At 44.9% G+C, this 19,659-nt stretch carries 18 protein-coding genes and 2 riboswitches; of the genes, 9 read left to right on the top strand and 9 right to left on the bottom strand.

Annotated elements, in window-relative coordinates; genetic code table 11:
• Window positions 1–118: 118 nt before the first annotated feature.
• From HPT30_RS16990 to HPT30_RS16970, 5 genes are all read left to right on the top strand, one after another.
• Window positions 119–694, top strand: a complete 576-nt coding sequence (locus tag HPT30_RS16990) for a TetR/AcrR family transcriptional regulator (RefSeq protein WP_175372541.1) — start codon at window positions 119–121, stop codon at window positions 692–694.
• Window positions 695–786: 92 nt separating this feature from the next.
• Complete coding sequence (locus tag HPT30_RS16985) at window positions 787–2,370, top strand: spore germination protein (RefSeq protein ID WP_246317203.1); 1,584 nt, start codon at window positions 787–789, stop codon at window positions 2,368–2,370.
• A complete protein-coding gene (locus tag HPT30_RS16980) occupies window positions 2,367–3,536 on the top strand; it encodes a Ger(x)C family spore germination protein (protein WP_175372540.1) in 1,170 nt (389 codons plus the stop codon). Before HPT30_RS16985 ends, HPT30_RS16980 begins: the two co-directional genes overlap by 4 nt.
• A 268-nt stretch (window positions 3,537–3,804) precedes the next feature.
• Window positions 3,805–4,920: a GerAB/ArcD/ProY family transporter gene (locus HPT30_RS16975; protein ID WP_175372539.1), complete on the top strand. Its 1,116-nt coding sequence runs from the start codon at window positions 3,805–3,807 to the stop codon at window positions 4,918–4,920.
• A 471-nt stretch (window positions 4,921–5,391) separates the two neighbouring features.
• Complete coding sequence (locus tag HPT30_RS16970) at window positions 5,392–6,204, top strand: lipase family protein (protein ID WP_175372538.1); 813 nt, start codon at window positions 5,392–5,394, stop codon at window positions 6,202–6,204.
• Window positions 6,205–6,305: 101 nt separating this feature from the next.
• On the opposite strand, the gene HPT30_RS16965 is transcribed toward HPT30_RS16970, so the two are convergent.
• The 4 genes from HPT30_RS16965 to HPT30_RS16950 form a co-directional block, all read right to left on the bottom strand.
• A complete protein-coding gene (locus HPT30_RS16965; protein WP_175372537.1) occupies window positions 6,306–7,049 on the bottom strand; it encodes a tetratricopeptide repeat protein in 744 nt (247 codons plus the stop codon).
• Window positions 7,050–7,685: 636 nt separating this feature from the next.
• Window positions 7,686–8,126, bottom strand: a complete 441-nt coding sequence (locus HPT30_RS16960) for an SHOCT domain-containing protein (protein ID WP_175372536.1) — start codon at window positions 8,124–8,126, stop codon at window positions 7,686–7,688.
• Between the two features lie 214 nt (window positions 8,127–8,340).
• Complete coding sequence (locus HPT30_RS16955) at window positions 8,341–8,511, bottom strand: hypothetical protein (RefSeq protein WP_175372535.1); 171 nt, start codon at window positions 8,509–8,511, stop codon at window positions 8,341–8,343.
• Window positions 8,508–8,879 carry a hypothetical protein gene (locus tag HPT30_RS16950; protein WP_175372534.1) on the bottom strand — a complete coding sequence of 124 codons (372 nt, stop codon included), beginning with the start codon at window positions 8,877–8,879 and terminating at the stop codon, window positions 8,508–8,510. Before HPT30_RS16950 ends, HPT30_RS16955 begins: the two co-directional genes overlap by 4 nt.
• 18 nt (window positions 8,880–8,897) lie before the next feature.
• Here HPT30_RS16950 and HPT30_RS16945 point away from each other — a divergent pair, with 18 nt between their 5' ends.
• A complete protein-coding gene (locus HPT30_RS16945) occupies window positions 8,898–9,236 on the top strand; it encodes a hypothetical protein (RefSeq protein WP_175372533.1) in 339 nt (112 codons plus the stop codon).
• 32 nt (window positions 9,237–9,268) lie between these two features.
• The gene (locus HPT30_RS16940; RefSeq protein ID WP_175372532.1) at window positions 9,269–9,901 is read left to right on the top strand and encodes a hypothetical protein; all 633 of its coding nucleotides are present in this window, start codon (window positions 9,269–9,271) and stop codon (window positions 9,899–9,901) included.
• Between the two features lie 63 nt (window positions 9,902–9,964).
• Here the strand turns inward: HPT30_RS16940 and HPT30_RS16935 are convergent, their stop codons facing one another.
• The 3 genes from HPT30_RS16935 to HPT30_RS16925 all read right to left on the bottom strand — a co-directional run bounded on the left by HPT30_RS16935 (window position 9,965) and on the right by HPT30_RS16925 (window position 13,269).
• Window positions 9,965–10,966 (bottom strand): phosphotransferase, encoded by a 1,002-nt coding sequence (locus HPT30_RS16935; protein WP_175372531.1) that lies wholly within the window; start codon window positions 10,964–10,966, stop codon window positions 9,965–9,967.
• A gap of 156 nt (window positions 10,967–11,122) precedes the next feature.
• A complete protein-coding gene (locus HPT30_RS16930) occupies window positions 11,123–12,334 on the bottom strand; it encodes a multidrug efflux MFS transporter (RefSeq protein WP_175372530.1) in 1,212 nt (403 codons plus the stop codon).
• Window positions 12,335–12,438: 104 nt separating this feature from the next.
• Window positions 12,439–13,269, bottom strand: a complete 831-nt coding sequence (locus tag HPT30_RS16925) for an AraC family transcriptional regulator (protein ID WP_175372529.1) — start codon at window positions 13,267–13,269, stop codon at window positions 12,439–12,441.
• 110 nt (window positions 13,270–13,379) lie between these two features.
• On the opposite strand from HPT30_RS16925, the gene HPT30_RS16920 reads away from it, so the two are divergent.
• Window positions 13,380–14,192 (top strand): undecaprenyl-diphosphate phosphatase, encoded by an 813-nt coding sequence (locus tag HPT30_RS16920; RefSeq protein ID WP_066362560.1) that lies wholly within the window; start codon window positions 13,380–13,382, stop codon window positions 14,190–14,192.
• Window positions 14,193–14,291: 99 nt separating this feature from the next.
• On the opposite strand, the gene HPT30_RS16915 is transcribed toward HPT30_RS16920, so the two are convergent.
• Window positions 14,292–15,056, bottom strand: a complete 765-nt coding sequence (locus HPT30_RS16915; protein WP_175372528.1) for a magnesium transporter — start codon at window positions 15,054–15,056, stop codon at window positions 14,292–14,294.
• Between the two features lie 19 nt (window positions 15,057–15,075).
• Window positions 15,076–15,786 (bottom strand): MgtC/SapB family protein, encoded by a 711-nt coding sequence (locus HPT30_RS16910; RefSeq protein ID WP_175372527.1) that lies wholly within the window; start codon window positions 15,784–15,786, stop codon window positions 15,076–15,078.
• A 347-nt stretch (window positions 15,787–16,133) separates the two neighbouring features.
• A riboswitch (M-box (ykoK) riboswitch) is annotated at window positions 16,134–16,308 on the bottom strand.
• Between the two features lie 169 nt (window positions 16,309–16,477).
• A riboswitch (M-box (ykoK) riboswitch) is annotated at window positions 16,478–16,650 on the top strand.
• A 351-nt stretch (window positions 16,651–17,001) separates the two neighbouring features.
• Between HPT30_RS16910 and mgtA the strand changes: the two genes are divergently transcribed.
• Window positions 17,002–19,644, top strand: a complete 2,643-nt coding sequence (gene mgtA / locus HPT30_RS16905) for a magnesium-translocating P-type ATPase (RefSeq protein WP_175372526.1) — start codon at window positions 17,002–17,004, stop codon at window positions 19,642–19,644.
• The last annotated feature ends 15 nt before the right edge of the window (window positions 19,645–19,659 follow it).

Here is a 19,659-nt window from a genome sequence, read left to right as displayed (position 1 = left end):
CCGTTGAATAATATTATATAGAGAAGAATCATTCATTCAATCGCTAATACATGCGTTTTTGTACGATATACAACAGGTACCTTGAAATTGTTGATTAACTGGAGGAGATACAAGAAGAATGGAGACAACAACCAAAACAGACCGCCGGATTGTTAGGACAAAAGAAGCCATTAACAAGGCATTTCTGGAGCTTTTTTCCGAGAAAGAGCTGGAGCAAATCACCATAAACGATATCGCAGAGCGAGCCAACGTCAACCGTGGAACGATCTATCTGCACTATAGTGACAAATATGATCTGCTGGATAAATGCATTGAGGAGCATTTGCTCCGACTGATCAACTTTTGCAGTACGAATGAATCGGGTCAAGGCATAACATTCCTGGTGACCGACCTGACACCTGTATTTCATTATTTTGCAGAAAACTATCTGTTCTTCTCTGCTATGCTTACCAATCATCGAACTTCCGTATTTCGGGGACGCCTGCAACACTTTATGTCTGCCAACCTTAAGGAGAAGCTCGCCAAGCAGAACCTGCAATCGGGGATCGACACGGAGCTGAATGCCGAATTTATGGCCTCTGCGTTCATTGGCATTCTGGAATGGTGGATTACCAACGACATGCCTCATTCCCCACAGTATATGGCTGAGCAAGTCCGCAAACTGTATGAGAAAAATGAAGTTTTTCCTGTATAAGCCGTCTCCTGTCAGAGCCTTTCCGCATAGTTTTCTCCCCTTAGGGAAAAGATGTAAATGCTTCAACATCTTATTTCTGATAGGAGAACAGCATGCGGAAACGGACCCCTCAGACAATCCCTTCAACCAACCATTCATCACCACATTCTGCCGAAGGTATGCATTCATCCAGTGATTCATCGTCTCCTGCCATTTCATCATTGTTGGAAGAAAATTTGAAGACGATAGAAGACTCTTTTGCAAACTGCACCGATTTAAAAATCCTTACTTGGAACTATGGACCGGGGCTGGAGCAAGCGGCCTTCTCCGTATATTTCGATACGTTAACCAAATCTACCCTGAAGCATTTTGTGAAGGACACGCTGCAAAATCTCGTTCCTCACGAGCTCGGGCCTGCCAGGACGGTGACCATTGACGATGTCATCGATTTTTTCGAGAACAAGGGCGTGGCTTCGCCATACGTTGAACTTATGGATGATTTTCAGCAAGTCGTTAGCGGCATACTGGATGGAAAGGTCGTCATTTTTTTCAACGGCTGGTCCAGAGCAATTGCATACTATGCTCTTGATGTAGAACAGCGTCAGGCCTCTGAGCCCATCACAGAATCAACTGTACAAGGCCCTCATGTGAGCTTTATAGAAAGTCTGGAACGCAATATCGGTGTCATTCGAAGTCTGATTAAATCTCCACATCTCAAATTCGAAATGTTCACCTCCGGCGAGCAGGTTCAAAGAACGGTGTCCTACGGCTATCTGGAGGGCGTGGTTAAACCTGAGACATTAAGTGAATTCAAACAACGCATTGACGGCATCGTCAAGGAAGAAATTATCGAGGTCTCTTATCTTGAGGAGTGGATCAACGATTCCCTCTACTCCCCTTTTCCGCAGGTTCGATATACGGAACGTCCAGATACTGCTGTTAACGCGCTGCTTGATGGTAAGATCATCGCAATGGTGAACGGGAGCCCCTCTATTCTGATCTGCCCGGGAAGTTTCATTGAATTCTTCACCGTCAGCGAGGATTACTATTATCGAACGATTTTTTCGTCGTTAATCCGGTTGATCAGGGTTGCTGCCTTCATCATAGCGCTCATGTTGCCCAGCACCTATATTGCACTATCAACCTTCCACTCCGAACTTATCCCTACTGTTCTTCTGCTGGCCATTCTTAACACACGTGAAGGTATTCCTTTTCCTGCGCTAGTTGAAGCGCTCATTATGGAGTTCTTCTTCGAGCTTCTGAGGGAGGCGGGGATTCGCTTGCCAAGACCGATCGGCTCGGCCGTCAGCATCGTCGGTGCACTGGTTATCGGACAAGCAGCCATACAATCGCAGATCGCTTCACCGGTTATGGTCATTGTGGTTGCCCTGACAGGCATTGCCTCTTTTGCCCTTCCTCAATACAACATGGCGATCGCCCTGCGGATCCTGCGCTTTCCGTTAATGTTTCTCGCCGCAACGTTCGGTGGACTTGGTATCATGGTCGGATTTATCCTGATCTATCTTCACCTGACGACACTACGCTCTTTGGGAGAGCCGTACCTGGACTCAGTGGCTCCGCTAGACCTCAAGAGACTGCGCGATGCAATTTTCGTGGTGCCTAGACGCCTATTAGTGCATTCGCCACGTAGCCGGCACTTCTATAAAAAGACTTCGGGAAAGAACAAGATCACGTGAGACGGCTCTCTTCCATCCTGCTGTCCCTTATTGTACTCAGCCTGACTAGCGGATGCTGGGATAATAACGAGTTGGATGAGTACGGATACGTCCAAGCGATAGCTATAGACCAGAGCGAAGACAATCAGATTGAGATAACGACCCATTTCTATAATCCTTCCAGCAAAATGGCAGCTGGCGATACGGCGAGTGCTGCATCAAAGGGAACCAATATTCGTACCAGCGGAGAGACTTTTTTTGAGGCCATACGGGAGATTCCTGCGAAGTTCGGGAGAAAGGCCAAATGGGATCATATGCGCGTGATTCTTATCGGAGAGCAATTGGCCAGAAGCTTAAGTATCAGGGAAGTCCTTGATTTTTTCTCCAGAGACCATGAACCGCGTGGTACGATCCTTCCCCTTATTGCCGAGCAGTCAGCCGCCCCATTTTTAAACATTAAGCCGTTTATTGAAAACACCATTGGTCAACAGTATAAAAAGATGGAGACGACCAGCGCCCATTATTCCGCCAAAACCTCCGATATCCCACTGTATGATCTGGCTATGCAATTGAGCAGCCCCTCCAAAACCTCGGCCATTCCTTACCTGCATAAGAGCAGTTTAGACGATGAAGCCAAAATCTCCGGGGTCGCTTTAATTCAGGACGGTAAAATGGTGGGCCTTCTGAGAGAACAGGAAACAGAAACGTTCATGATGCTGACAGGAAAATACAGGGATGGGGTATTGGAATTCCCTTGTATGAATCATGCGGGCAAACAATTAAGCAAAAAAGAAACGCTTGAAGTTCTTACTTTCAGCAGCAAGCTTACCCCAACAGTGAAGGACGATCACGTCTTTGTCGACGTAGATGTTGCATTCGAAGGGACGATTGGGGAGCTGCGCTGCTCACACTTGAAGACGATTAAAGATATAAGCCTTTTCGAGCAGACCATTAAAGAGCAGGTTGAGAAGCAACTGGAACATACCCTCACAACCTTCAAGACGAACAAAGTAGATGCACTCGGAATTGGCAATCAGATTTACAGAAGGAATCCTAAGCTCTGGAACCGGCTGGAACCAACCTGGGACCAAAAGCTCGCTCAAATGCAATTTAAGACCAAAGTCAATGTCAAAGTAGTAAGTACCGGTATGAATACAGGTACCATCTTCGGGACAAAGGAGAAATAGAGGTGCCAGGGAAATTCATCACTGTCTTGTTATTAGCTTCCGCTATGCTTGCGCATGACCTCCCAAAATTCAAAAAAGCCCGCGCTCGCGATCGGCTTGTGTATGGAGCCTTTCTCGTGCCTTTGCTGTATCTGGCATTTATATTTGTAACGGCGAGGTCATGGCCCAATTTGGACTCGATCTTCAATGTACTTAGGGGACCGGCCCAGCAGTTCATACACTGGCTAAACCCTGTTAATTCATGAGCTTACAGGATCAGGAGGAACGTATGAGAAAACAAGAACGTGTCAGCTCTTTGCAAATGTCCATGCTGTTCCTCTTCTTCATGACAGGCTCTTCCATCGTCATCGTCCCTGCACCACTCACTAACATTGCCGGCAATGGAGCATGGATCTCTCTTCTGATTGCTTCCACTATGGGGATGATTCTGCTCTCCGGTATTCTTTACTTAAATCGACGGGCGCCAGATCTGTCACTTGTGGAACAAAGCCGTTCCGTACTCGGGAACATTCCGACCCTCCTGTTATTGATTCCGTTCACGTGTGTATTATTCTGGAATATAGCGGGAATTGTGCTGGAGATCGGAACCTTCTTCAAGAGTACGATGCTGAAGGAAACCCCTACTTATGCCGTCAATTCGATGTTCTTTGTGACGATTGCTTTAACGGCTTTGGCCGGAATCGAAGTGATCGCACGCATGGCTACCCTTTTCTTCACACTGATGTTTGGCTGCATCGTCCTGGTCTGGGTTCTGGTTGCTGGCTTGTATCATCCGGAATACCTGCTCCCTGTGATGCCCGATGGAATCAGACCGATCCTCAACGCTGCCTATGTCGTCTATGGATTTCCCTATTCCGAGCTTGTTGTCTTCTCCATCATCTTGCCGTTTGTGAAAAGTGAAGACAAACCCAAGCTGAGCAAGCATATGTACCTTGCGCTCATTGTCAATGCCATAACATTGATTGTGTCAGTCCTTAGCAGCATTATGGTGCTAGGCCCTCTTTCCGGGGATTTGAAATATTCGTTATATCAACTAGCCAGACTGATTTATTTTCAGGAGATTATTGAACGGATTGAGTCTGTTATTGGCTTTGCGCTAATCATCGGTTTTTATTTCAAAGCCTCGATTCTCATGCTGATCCTAATAAAAACCCTTAAAGACCTTCTTGGATTGAAAAATGAACGCCTTATCGCCCTCCCTGTTGCTTTCATTTGCCTGCTGCTGTCTGTAACGACTTACACCAAGGAGGCCGAGCTTGAGGAACTCGTTAACCTCACGTGGCCACTACTCAACAACCTGGCTTATGCTCTGCCGTTTCTCCTGATTCTGGGGGGCACGTTCATTCGATTTCATTTGAAAAGAGGGAACAAGCAGCCGCTATAACGGCTACTTGTCTATTTATGTGGGAACTCCAAAATCCGGACAAAACGCTTACGGTTCGCTTTTCCATAATCGTTTAGTGTTCTTTAAGCACCCAAGGTCCAATCAGATCTGCCGTATCATTCAGGATGGTCAAATGTTTTTCGCCCGGCACAATCTGCGTAGACGACTGGTCCCTCACCTGCTTGGCATTGCCTGCAAAATCAACAATCTTAAGCTATGCACTGATTGTAACGGAATGCTACTAGCTTAAAGTCCATCCACAGATTGACTTCCCTATTCCACCCGGAGATGGACCAAGGAAGGATCAGACCGCCTCAATGAGAGCATTACATCCGCCTGCTTCCCAATTTATCCATACTAAAAAAGACAGCCTTGAGGCTGCCCTGTGGTGGTAAAAATATATAATGGAACTGCATAGGCACCTCTCCTTCATTACCTTAATATAGTGTAGGAGAGAAAGGTGGGGGGCTGATGGGTTACATAAATATTCAGGAGCAATGGGCGATCTTTCTGGCTACAATCTGCGAACAGGCCTATGCCCAGTACACTAATCCGGACGGTTCCTTCGTCGTTCCATTGAATTACACGGTCGTGGATACGATTCAGGCGAAGTCTATCAGCAATGCCTGGGAACGTTTCGGGTTTATTCTGGAGTCGGCGCAGGAGATTATTGTTGCCTTTCGTGGCACCATTTCGACGACCAATTGGATTTCAAATGCCATGGCCATGCAAATAAAGCCCGATTTCATTAAGGAAGACTGTCTGACACATCGCGGCTTCACTAACATCTATTCTTCGGCCCGCGAGGGGATTCTCTCTACCCTGGGTAGGCTGTCACCAGAAAAGATATTATACATTACCGGCCACAGCCTCGGTGGAGCACTAGCGACGTTGTGTGCTATAGATGTTGCAGCTAACACGAATCACACCAGCCCCAACCTGTTTACATATGGCTCTCCCCGCGTAGGTGATCCTGAGTTCGTGAAGGCTTTTACAAAATATGTGCGAAAAAGCTCTCGTATAGCCAATATCTTCGATCTCGTAACCTATGTCCCGCCCCCCGTCTTAAAGCTGCCCAAGCAGGACATAAAGTATTACTACCAGCATGTTCAGACCCTATATTCGCTGTCTTTCCAGAAAGGTTCTGTAGGGGAAAATCACATTATCAGTAGCTATTTTGCAGAACTCTCCAAGCTCCAACCCCAGTTCGCTGAAGAGTTATGTTTGACCAACCCGGGTTTCTGCCCGGTTACTGAGGTGAAAACAGCGCAGCCGGTAAAGTGATGCGTCGTAGAGAACACCGGATTGAAGCTTGACTATTCCTTGAGCCCTAATAGTCATTCTAAGGGTACATTTTGCTTGGGATTTCCCCATAAATTCAGGTGTCAATCTCCCATTTTTTCGGACTGAACTGTTCTATACTTATTAAAGCTCAATTGGGCTTCATTCATTCTTCCTAATTTAGTAAGAACCATTCCATAGTTATAGTGGGCATCAAGGTCCGTTGGATTAAGCTCGATACTTTTCCCAAAATAATGTACTGCCTGCTCCAGCTGTCTTTGAACATAAAAGACAATTCCCAGATCATAATAAATATCCCCATTAGCCGGGTCAAGAACTATGGCCTTTTCAAAAGATGCAATAGCTTCATTATTGAATTCAAGGTTATGTAAAAGCTTTGCTTTGTTATAATGCGCCCCGGAATGATCAGGACTGGCATCTATAGCTTGATTGTAGGCTGCTAGGGCTTCGTCAGCTCTCCCTTGCTCTTTTAATACGTTAGCTTTATTGAAATGAGCTGAACCAAATGCAGGGTTTAGGTTGGTTGCTTTTCCATAGTATTCTATAGCGTCATCTAACCTGCCCAAGCTTACCAGTGAATTAGCTTTATTGTACAAATAGTATGGTTTTGCTAAAATCTCAATAGCTTTATCGTAGAAGTCGATGGCCTCACTATGCCTCTCCAAATCCGCCAATGCATTGGCGATAAAGGAATATGGGGTTGAACGTTCTGGAAATAGTCCCCCAGCCTGCTGAAAAAACTCGATAGCCCCTTCCGGGTTGCCACCTTCCGCAATAGCCACCCCTTTATCAAGAAGGCTATGATATTGTTTGTTCTTAAAATCCATAACTCACTCGCTTTCATAATTTATATAACTTTACTCCGCTCCCACTCCCTAATACTACTCGGAATATGCCCTACCGCCATAATAACACTGAAGATCAGCATATACACAGAGTGCAGAGCCACGGAAGCGCATAGAAAATAAACGATTGGACTAATCGCTAACGGTACAGGAATACCCAGTATTGGCGAATAGAGCAGCTTATACTCTCTGTCATTCCTAAAGTACCTCCCCCACCCAAAATAGTACAGTAAAAGGGACATTATCATCCCGATCAATGCAATGATTTCATAAGTTTCTTGAAGATGTATTGTGAAGAATAGAGGGACTAAGATCACCCCAAACCTACCAATCCCTTCTGCTATCGTAAAAAACAGGTTTGAATTCTTTTCACTGGGCATGTTTCGTGGCTCAAATTTAAAGAACAGAAGATTGGGCAATAATATCAGCAGCGGTATCACAAGACTCCATGGATGAAACACAGCTCTCCCTCCCTTTATTCAATTCATTTCCATTTTAATGCCAGGTAACGTTACTATAATATGAAGAAATACACAAATACTCTTTAGAGGTCTTTCCACTTAAATCAAAAAAAGGCATCTTTGTGATCTACAAAGATACCTTCTCGCTAAAAGATTTCTATAAACCAAGAATTTGCTTCTTTTTTGCCTCGAATTCTTCTGGGGTAATAATACCCGAATCCCTAAGCTCAGCGAGCTGCCGTAGATCATCTATAGATCCGCCAGAAGCCGGAGGGGCTGAACGCTTGATTTGACCTGATTTATAACTTGCGATGTAATCACGAATCTTCTCTGCCGTTTTCATTCTTCCCGGCTGAATGAGTATAACGTTAGCGTCTGCCCCCTTCAGGTTATCCTTTTTAGAGGTTTGCAGGTTAGGAGTAATGACTTGCAGATAAGGCACCTTTAAAAATGGCTTAACAATACTGATTGTTACTACGGAATCCAGAGGAATGGTCTTAGTCTGTCCACCCAATTTCTGTACATTACTTGGCTTTATTACGAGGTAATCCTCAAATAGTTCAATTGATGATGTACCCCCGCTAAACTGATGTAACATATTTTTCACCTCATTTGGAATGATAGCTCTATCTTAGCATATGTTTTCAACTTTCTTCTATATTTTTCCCCTCATTACGACTTATTCCCCTCATCTGGTATTCACGTTTTTTTCACGCCTTTACTTTCTAAATTCCTTTTCATAAAATAGCAGATACGAATGAAAACTCACGTCGAAGGAGGAACTACTTTGGAATATACAAAAATTAAGGGCACTAATATTCAAGAAGCCTCAAGAATAGCTTAGCTGTCGTGATAAATTGCTCCCAGTTCCATTTGCTGTCATCAAAAGTTACGCCACTCTTCTTAATGCCATCTTCATTGCCCACCAGGCCATAGATAAAGAACCCGATCGGCAAGCCATACATCCCACCCTTAAACTTCATCCCGTCCAGGATATTGGTGAAATACTGTCTTTTTTAAAATCAGGATCGTGGTCCATGATGTCGCCCAGATTGGCCAACATCTTTCGCTTCACATAATCCCCTGATGGCAGCTGATCCATCTCGATCAAGTCTGGGCCTTGTCCCGAGAGCATCGCAGTCCCTGTTGTCTTCACAAATTTCTCCAGGTTCTCTTCCAAATGCGCATCATCCGTCTCAACCGCTTTCAGCGCAATCGTAATGTTGGGGTGCTTAGCTTCATATTTCTTCTTCGCTTCTTTGAAGTAATCACTCGGAAAAAAGGTAGAGAACAACCGAAACAACACCCGTGAGAAGGAGTATGGTAAAATAATGGAAATAGCTCTTGCCAAAGAAGGGGGTTCTTTCACATGAACAAGAAATATCTCTTGGGGATTGCGGCACTTTTGGCTGTTATGGTTATCTTTTCGACCTATAGCCACAAACGTGAACCAAGCAACGATAATGTAATCTCCCTGCATAAGCTGCATACGTTGGCCCAAAAAGGAGAGCATTTAATGTGGTCGGATTTCGAGGGTTACCCTTTTGAAGATATCGGTTCCGGGTTATACATCCGTAAATATGAAGTGGAAGGCGGAAGTCACTTATTGCTTAGCGGTGGAAGCACAGATCTTGCTCCAATGAGCATTAATCTGGTCAAGACAAACGGGGAACGGATCGATATCCGGTATGAGGAGATTAATGGTTGATAAAGTTAATTCTTAATTAGGAGGTTACTCTTATGAAACTAAAAAAAATCAGTGTCATTTTACTTGCTGGTATATTAACCCTAGGAATTAGTGCTGTCACCTCTGCTAATGGTATTATCCATAAAAATTCCGCAAAACCAAAACAAGTTAACACTTTAGACAAAGGATATAAGTTAGTGAATGGAAATGTTTATGACAAATATGGAAATCTGTTGATAGCTATGAAAAATGGATTTACGCCAGATGGCTACACCTTATCACCGAATTTCAGTGTAGTTTATGGTGATAATACTAATGAAGAAACAGCTTCTTCATTAGTATCATCCACTGGCACTGATATTTTTAACGGTACTAAAGGCGTACCTAAGATCACTAATGGTACTCAGGGTGCTCAACTTGGTGCGGATTTTTCATTCACAAGTAGTGAACCTGATTTGTACATAGAATATTCATCAGGCACAGTGAATCGTGTTAACTTCAGCTTAAACAATATTACAACCGGACAAGTGATTACATGGTTCTCAAATGTTCAGGCTGGTAAATCCAGAACATATTCAGGAGCTTATAATTCTTCAAGATCGGGTGATACATTTAACGTAAAAGCTACTGGACAGGGAGGTTCTGGCAACGTTACTTTAACGGTGAAAACTGTTCCCCATAGCTAATTGTGATCCACTAAAAAGACGCTTCTTGCAGGAGTGTCTTTTTTCTTCTTAGACCAAGCCTAATTAAGGATGCTGTAGCCATTGCTCAATTTCATCTATCTTTTCCGAGTATCGTTTAATCGCGTTGATCGTTCCCGAGACCTGTTCAGTTCCTAACTGCTGTTCTCTTTCATCCGTACATTCTATCCATAACGACCGCTTCAAGCTATATTCCAGCCAGTTTAATTTTCCTAAGAAACCGTTCGCTAAAACCGTGCTCCAATTGGCTTGCAGTGTTCCGCCCTTCCTTCTATAGCCGCTTAAAAAAGCAAAGAATCTTTGCTTATCGACCTCCCCATGCTCATCTTCAGACCAATACAAAGCCGTTTCAATTAAATCTTGCATAGGGTTTCTATAGCCTGCTGATTCCCAATCAATCAGGACGGGTTGATCTTGGTTCCACAACACGTTTTTGGAGTCTAAATCCCCATGACTAACAACCATACTTTGCGTAAGAAGTTTGGCAGATTCGATGGCTAAATTATCCCAAGCTTTAAGCTTATCGAGGGTTTCCAGCAGGAGGCCAACCCATTCTGAATGACTCTCCTGTCCTTTATCCAAGTAGAATTTCCAATCTACTAACTGCCGTACCTCTGAGTTGTTGTCCCCGAGATTCAGCGCTGAAAAATCAGTTCTATGTATATCTGCCAGTATGGAACCTATTTTCTCACAATGGCCTATTTGTATTTCATCAGGCCTCAGGCTCCTGCCCGGTATCCAATCAAATACAAGGTAGAACTGTTGATCCACTTGCTGAATAGAAGTTCCATGGTATTGTTTAGCTGGAAGTCCCGGGATTTGAGCTGCGGCGGCAGCGTTAGCAATGTGTTCTGATCTCACATAATTCTGCATAGCCGTTGGTCTGCGCATGATTTCCGGGTTCAAAGCTTTAATAACATATTTCCCGGTTGTCGTTACAATCTCAAACATACGGTGCATCAACCCGCCTGACAACGCCACAGGGCCATTCACGATCTCCCCAAGCTGTAAACTACTACATAACGTCTCAATTTGTTGATCTTTCATTGTTATATTCACCCCACCTCACTAATTCTGGATGAATATTACAATCCCCTGCCAACTGGTTCAATAAAGCCTTTAATAAAAAAACTCCTGCACATGGCAGGAGCCTCATCCATTTTACTGGACCGTTTCTTCAATTGGACAACGATCCTGTCATAGCTACACCGTCTGTGCTCTGTTCCCTCGCTTGTTTAACACACGATACAGCTTGAAATACACCCATACGGCATTGATCAAGAGCAAGGAACTGGTCACGAAAAAGACATAATGAATACCAAACCAAGCTGCCACCTGACCCCCCAGAACAGCACCACCGAACGTTCCCAAATACCCTGCCGACATGTTAAAACCGAACACTCTGCCTGTCAGTGCAGACGGTGTGATCTTCTTAACCAGGATATTGACGGAGGGAACCAGTCCCCCAGCGGCTAATCCCAATAAGAAACGAAGCACCATCAACTGCCAGGGGGTCGTGACAAACGCCTGTGGGATAAAAATCAGGCCTGCCGCAACTAAGGCTACCAATATCACCTTATGAGCGCCGATCTTATCCGACAGCTTCCCAAGTCTTGGGGCGGCAACGATGTTCGCCAATCCCGAGGCTGAGAACGTCAGCCCAGCCAGGAGTGCGATATGTGCACCATTACCGGAAAGATGCGTGATGTACACGGTTATGATCGGCTCGACAGAATACAGGGCCACCGTCAACACAAAGAACGTCACGAACAACGTAAGGGTTAGACTCTTCTCAGGCACCGCGCGCCAGACTTCCTTCATCCCAAGCGTTGCTTTGTCCTCGCGCTGGAAGGATTCTTTCACGAATAAAGCCGTCGTTATAAAGGCTACTAGCATGAGCGCACCAGTTATGAAAAAAGAGTCCTGCAGCCCAAAATTCTCCGCGATAAAACCGCCGATCGTCGGCCCAATCAATGAGCCTGCAATACTGGCTGTTGAAAGTGTACCCAGCGCCCAGCCTGCATGCTCCTTGTCCGTTTGGGTAGCAATTAATGTCGTACAAGCGGTGCTGTAGCCAGTTATTGTTCCCTGCAATAAGCGCAGTCCAATCAATACATAGACATGGTGAGCAAAACCCATGCAGCCCACAACAATCGCCATTCCGAGACTCGCCCGCAGAAGCATCGGTTTGCGCCCGAACTTGTCGGCGGCCTTCCCCCAGATCGGGGAGAAAATGGCGGAAACAATGAAAGTGATCCCGAACGCAAGCCCGGAATATTGTGCAATGGCATCGGGATTGTGAACCCCAAGATGCTTGATGTAGAGCGGCAATACCGGGGCAATCTGACTCATCCCCACACCGGTGACGAACATTCCGAACCAGCATACCCACAGATTTCTTTTCCAAATTGGCATGATGATAGGCCTTCCTTCTGTCTGAACTGCAACTATTGTGAAAGTCCGCTTTACAATAATGACCTCATATTAACAGTCGGATTGGCTTTCCACCATGCATTATTTTAGATCACATGGACATTTTTGCTGTAATATTCTGAGGGACTGATCCCTTCGAGTTTTTTGAATATTCTGCTGAAATAGAATTCATCCGTGAACCCAAGACACTGTGCAACCTCTCTGATCTTTCTGTCACCTTCTAGAATCATTTCTTTAGCCTTGTCGATTTTCAGCTTATTAAAGAACTCTATAATGGAATATCCGGTAATTTCCTTGAACGTTCTGGATAAATAGGTTGGGGATAGCTGGACCAATTCTGACAGTTGACCCAATGTTACCCTGGAATTTATATTTTGATGCATAAAGGTAATGATTTTTTCTACTTTCAAGGAAGTCGCATAATTCTGATGATGCTTACCGGTGCTCTGATAAATATTAATTAACAATTGCTGGAAAATCGTCTTGGTCATAAACTCATATCGCGGCAGTTTCGCATTCCAGCTTTCCACCAATTTTTTAAAAGCATCTTCAATTTGATAATAATCCTGTAAATGTTGTCCTTCATGAAGGGGGAGCATGCTCTTCGTATCACCAATCGTCCAGATATCTTCATCAAAGCCCACGTGAGCATAGCTGAAATGTACAGACATAAAACAGAAGGGATCATCAGCATCTGACACTATAGTTTGCAAGACTCCAGAACCAATATAGAAGAGCATGCCTTCTTTGATCTGAAACTCTTTTTTGCCAATTTTAATCTGCCCATTCCCTCCAGTCACTAGAATTAGCTCATGATGGTTAAGGGTTCTCGTTTTTTTGTGAAACGTTCTATTGGGTTCATTTCCTTTCCTGGAATTGCAATAATGAATGTGAAAAAAGAGATTATTGATCTTCATAATTCCCTCCATTGACGCTGATGGACTGTCATGTGGCACTAAGGTTCTATTGTCATCCCCCCAACAAGTACGATATGATGACAAAGATTACAAATATATTGGGAGGTAAAATGGAAGATATTATACTGTGGCTAAAATACTTGTTTCTAGGAATTGTTCAAGGGGCAACAGAGCCCATCCCCGTTTCTTCAAGTGGACATCTGATTATCGCACAAAAACTACTAGGATTAAAACAGAACGGATTGTCATTTGAAATCTTGACGAACACTGCTTCACTGATCGCGATTTGCTTTATTTTCCGAAAAGATATTGCAAGACTCATCGGTGGATTCTTTGGATTCATTCGCACCCGTAAACCAGAATACAAGTCGGATTTCCTCTTTTCTTTGTATGTCGTTATCGGTACCCTGCCAGCGGTAATCGTGGCCGCATTGTTCAAAGATCAAATTGAGGAAATATTCTCCTCCGTGCACACGGTTTCCATCGCATTGCTCGTTACGGGTGTAGCACTGTGGCTAATTCGTAATCTTCGTGGCCGCAAACAAGATGGTGATTTAAAAGCACGGGATGCGGTTCTGGTTGGTCTTGCTCAAGCAGTCGCTCTTATTCCGGGCATTAGCCGCTCTGGGGCAACCGTCATCTCCTCCATCGCTGTAGGGATGAAGCAGGAAACCGCATTAAGATTTTCGTTCATGCTCTATATTCCTGTTAGTTTAGGCGGACTGGTGCTGGGTGTATCCGATATTGCCCATGATCCGAACCGCTCAGCGTTGGCTATTCCCTACATAATCGCGTTTATTACTACGCTAATTGTGACTTATTTCTCCATGCGTTGGTTTATGGGAATTATGGCCAAAGGGAATTTGAAATACTTCTCATATTACTGCTTCGTAGCCGGCATATTACTCCTTATTTTCATGTGAGTACCTATCCAACTACAACTTCGACCCTCATGCAGACCCTTGTGATTACAAAGGCCTGCATGAGGGTCGGTTGTTTTTAGGTATGGTTTAATATGAAAATTATACCACATCGTCAAATGTGACAATGCCCATAAGCACGTTGTCAGGCGTTACCACAGGAACGGCAAGCAGGCCGTATCTTTTAATAGTCCCCACTATCTCTGCGCGAGGTGTATCCGGGGATGCTGCGATCAGCTTGGAGCTCATAAGATGCAGAATCAACTGCTCCGCAGAAGCAACGATTAGTTGCCGCAAGGAGACCACACCCAGCAATCGCTTGTTATGATCCGTGACATACAGGTAATAAATCGTCTCTGCATCACTTGTCATTAGTCGCAAATCATTCAACACCTTCGTTACTGTATCCGCGCCGTCAATGGTATAGATATCGGTTGTCATCAAGGAACCCGCAGAACCTTTCGGATAGGCAAGCAGGTGCTTAATGTCCTCTGCTTCTTCTTTCTCCATGCGCTCAAGGAAAAAGTCCGCCTGTTTATGCGACAGCAGACCGAAGAAATCGGTAGCGTCATCCGAAGGCAAATCGTTCAGCATCTCGACAGCGTACGTTTGATCCAGCTCCTGAATGATGTTCGTTTGCCGCGATGGCACTAGTTCACTGAAGATTTCCCCAAACTCAGCAGGCGATAATAACGTATAGATCCGCTGACGTCTCTGATGATCCAAAGTGAGGAAGAAATCAGTCTGATCCGAGGGATGCAAATTCAAAAAGTCCTTGCGAAATCCTTCCCGTTCGCCCTCTTTCAACGCTTGGAGCATGTAATAAGTGTATTCCTCACGGAATTTGTATTGATGCAGCTTGAGCATGTTCATTCCCCCTGTTCACTTACAGTTGTTCTACTTCTACGCTTTGTACATGATCGATCTTCTTAATGAAGTAATAGATTTCGGTGGTATATTGCTTATCGGGCACAGACAGCGTCAGATCAATCAGTTGGCATTGATTATCGAGATCCTTCAGCTTCATATAACGGATTTTGAATTCACGCTTGGCGGACAATGATTCTTGGTCCTTACCCTCGATCATCTGGATCAATTCGGTCATCCGGTAGTTGGGCTCGACTACAATTTTGACCCCCACATCATGCCGGCTCAGCGCTTCCGGACCGACGGATTTGATCAGCATGGGGATGACATTGACCGCAAGAATCAGCAACATTACGCCGGCAAAAGCTTCTGCATAAAATCCCGCCCCGATAGCAATCCCCAAGCCTGAGGCCGACCAGATCAACGCTGCCGAAGTCAGACCGGAAATGACCTCATTGCTTCTGCGAAGAATAACGCCGGCTCCGATAAAACCAACACCGCTTACCACCTGCGCCGCCAGTCTCATCGGGTCCATATTGGGATGGTTCGGGCCGCCAAATTTGCTAAATGCCTGATTAGATACAATGGTGATTAGGCAGCTCGCAATACAGATTACCATGCTAGGCCGCAAGCCCAGTTGTTTGTGCTTGATCTGTCTGTCTATACCAATAAGCATGCCAAATAACAGCGCCAGGCCAAGCTTCATCATCATTTCCAGTTCCATCATCATGATTTTCACTTCCTCTTGTACGTATTTTATAAAAAAACAAAAAAAGCCCTTCAGTTAAGAAGAGCTTCGAGCGGCCATATGATATTCACTAGATTTGCATACCAAATAAACCTGTCAGCACGGTACTTTCCTTTCGTTTAATGAAACGAATAGCTCGAACCAACCAGGGGCACATGGACACAGCGCTAGTAAACAGCCAGTCTTTTTTCTTCTTAAAACCAAGTAATGATTCATATAAACTGCTCCTGAAAACCTGCTACTGTCCATGTGATATTCCCCCCTTTCATAAATAAAAAACCCTCTAGATCAACTAGAGGGCTGCATAAGCGTAAGCACGCAAAAAAGATTCCGGCTCCCCCTGGTTGAGTTTTGGCACTATACAACGTAAAGAAATATCATCATTTCTTAGCTGCCTTATGGAAAGCCTTATGCCGACAATCCCTGTTCTACCCGTAGGCATCTTTCGATGTTCCCGGGCAGCAGCCTGTGTTTGTATAGGAGCCTCGCCTAACGAGGACTATTAGATTACTAGGTGGATTCTACGCTCGCAGGGTCAGGTTGTCAATAGGCATTTCACTATCAAAATAGTAATCACACACGGTGCTACTAACAGATACATATATAGCGTAATGTTTCAAAAAAACCTCTTGACTTTAATACATTATAAGGCTTACTATTGCAGAGGAATTGAATATGTCCTCGTTAGGTGAGGCTCCTATATGAACATAGGCCACTGCCCAGAAATATCGAAAGATGCCCATGGGTAGAACAGGGATTGCCGGATTAAGGCTTTTCATAATGTGGCTAAGAGTGTTATCACTCTTTACGTTGTATAGTGCCAAAACTCGACTAGGGGGAATACGCTGTTTTTTTGCGCGTTTTTTTAACCCTCTAGTTCGTCTAGAGGGTTTTTTATTTGACTAAATAAGGGGGGATACCGCATGGATGGCAGTTCGAGTTGTAGGATAATCGTTGTAAATTCAAAGTTTGTACAGAGAGAGAACCGCGTTCTCTTTACGCTCCAATCATTACTCTGCTTCATTCCCTGCGAAAAAAGTATCCCCGCCGGGTTTGTTTAAGTGTGCGTTTTTGACATGTGAGTGTAAAAAGAAGCGGTGTATCTACAGCTCTCTCTGACATCAGGGAGAGCTTTTTTTGCATTTCATACCGCTACAAGACGCAAGCCGCAACTGTTTGCGCAAGGAGGAATTTCACATGTTCAAAAACATCAAAAACAAAGACCAAATGAATCAAACCATTGCAGAACGTCTCATTCAAGCTTCCATCTCCTCACAAGAGGACCTTATGGAGGATTACAGCACTCATCAGCAAGGACTTACGGAAGATGAAGCGAAGCGCAGACTGGAGAAATACGGGCAAAATCAGATTGCTCATGACAAAACACCTGCCTGGTACATCCAACTGCTGGCCTGCTTCAAGAATCCGTTTATATTGATTTTGCTCTCACTCGCTGCCTTTTCCTATTTTGTCGACAATGATGTTCAAGCCGTTATTATCATCGTTACTATGGTTACTGTTAGTACAATAATCACCTTTACACAGGAATTCCGCTCCTCACGAACCGCCGAGAAACTCAAAGCGATGGTCAAAACGACCGCCACGGTAACCCGTAAATCTGAGCAGAAAGATATTAATATGGAGCTGCTAGTGCCTGGTGACATTATTCATCTTTCAGCAGGTGATATGGTTCCGGCAGATGTAAGACTGATTACTTCAAAAGATCTGCATGTGGGTGAGTCTGCCCTAACCGGCGAAGCCATGCCAGTGGAGAAGCTTGACATCCTTCCCCGTGGATCTATTTCACAGTCACGTAAGCAGAATAAACCTCTGAATGCGTTAGAACTAAGAAACATGTGTTACATGGGCACCAATGTCATCAGTGGTACTGCTTCAGCTGTGGTTGTAGCGACAGGCTCCGACACTTATTTTGGCTCCATGGCTGGTACACTGCTAGGCAAATCACCTCTTACCAGCTTTGATAAAGGTGTGAAAAGTATTACTTTTGTGCTGATCCGCTTCATGCTGATTATGGTGCCGATAATCTTTGTGGTTAATGGTTTTACCAAGGGAGACTGGTGGGAGGCTTTACTGTTCGGTCTGTCTGTTGCCGTCGGCCTAACTCCAGAGATGCTTCCAGTCGTTGTAGCTGGCAACCTGGCCAAGGGTGCTGCAACTATGGCTCGCAACAAGGTTGTGGTCAAACGTCTGAATGCGATTCAAAACTTCGGGGCCATGGATATTCTGTGTACCGACAAGACGGGAACGCTAACTCAGGACAAGATTATTCTTGAGAAACACCTCGATGTGCATGGTCAAGAAAACAGCAAGGTGCTGGAATACGCCTACTTGAACAGCTATCATCAGACCGGACTTAAAAACCTGCTGGATGTTGCCGTTCTCGAACATGCCGAGCTAACACCTACACTAGGCGCAGAGCAAAACTATCGTAAGGTCGACGAGATCCCCTTCGATTTCAATCGCCGGCGTATGTCTGTAGTTCTCGAAACAACGAAGAATAACCACCTTCTGATCAGCAAGGGTGCAATGGAAGAGATGCTCAGCATTTGTACTCATGTCTCGGATAGCGCTAAGGGCAAAATTCCTCTCACAGCAGAGCTTATTGAAGAAGTACAATCACTAGTGCAGCAGATGAACGAAGATGGCCTACGAGTGCTTGCCGTGGCGATTAAGGAAAATGAAGCTAAAGAGGAACTTTACGGAATCGCTGATGAGCAGGAGCTTACGCTCGTCGGATATCTGGCTTTCCTTGATCCACCAAAAGAAACAGCTAAAACTGCCATCCGTGCGCTAAAGGAAAGCGGCGTAGACGTCAAGGTAATTACCGGCGACAATGCTGCCGTAACCCGGAAAGTCTGTAAGGATGTTGGTATCAAAGTTAATGACATCGTGCTCGGCAGCTCCATTGATGACATGACGGATGAGCAATTAGGTGCAATCGCCGAGCAAACAAATGTATTTGCTAAGGTGAACCCTCTGCAAAAAGCACGCATCGTGCGTGTGCTGAAAAGCAATGGTCATACGGTAGGCTTCATGGGTGACGGTATCAACGATGCCATTTCCCTGAAAGAAGCAGATGTCGGTATTTCTGTCGATACAGCAGTCGATATTGCCAAAGAATCCGCAGATATTATTTTGCTTGAAAAGAGTCTGATGGTACTGGAGCAAGGTGTCATTCAAGGCCGGATTACCTTCGGCAATATGATTAAATATATCAAGATGACGGCCAGCTCCAACTTTGGCAACATGTTCAGTGTACTGGTAGCCAGCGCTTTCCTGCCGTTCCTGCCAATGCTGCCCATTCACCTGCTGATCCAAAATCTGTTCTATGATGTTTCGCAGCTCTCCATTCCATGGGACAAGATGGATAAAGAATATCTGCGCAAACCGCAAAAATGGGATGCTAAATCCGTCAGCAGATTCATGGTGTTTATTGGCCCGATCAGCTCCATTTTCGATATTTCGACTTATGCTTTAATGTGGTATGTCTTCTCGGCGAATTCCGTGGATCATCAGACCCTGTTCCAATCCGGCTGGTTTATCGAAGGCCTGCTCTCGCAAACACTGATCGTACACATGATCCGCACCGAAAAAATACCGTTTATCCAAAGCCGGGCCAGTGCGCCTGTCATCATCTTGACCAGTGTCATTATGGCACTTGGCATCTATCTGCCCTTCAGCGGATTCGGTGCCAGCATCGGTCTTCAGCCGCTGCCATTCGCCTACTTCCCTTGGCTGATTGCTACTCTGCTGGCTTACTGCGTGGTGACTCAACTCGTTAAGAAATGGTACATCCGCAAGTTCCAAGAGTGGTTGTAAGACAAACTTAGGATA

The organism is Paenibacillus agri, assembly GCF_013359945.1.
Taxonomy (GTDB): domain Bacteria; phylum Bacillota; class Bacilli; order Paenibacillales; family Paenibacillaceae; genus Paenibacillus_AQ; species Paenibacillus_AQ agri.
This window is presented reverse-complemented; position numbering and strand designations above follow the sequence as displayed.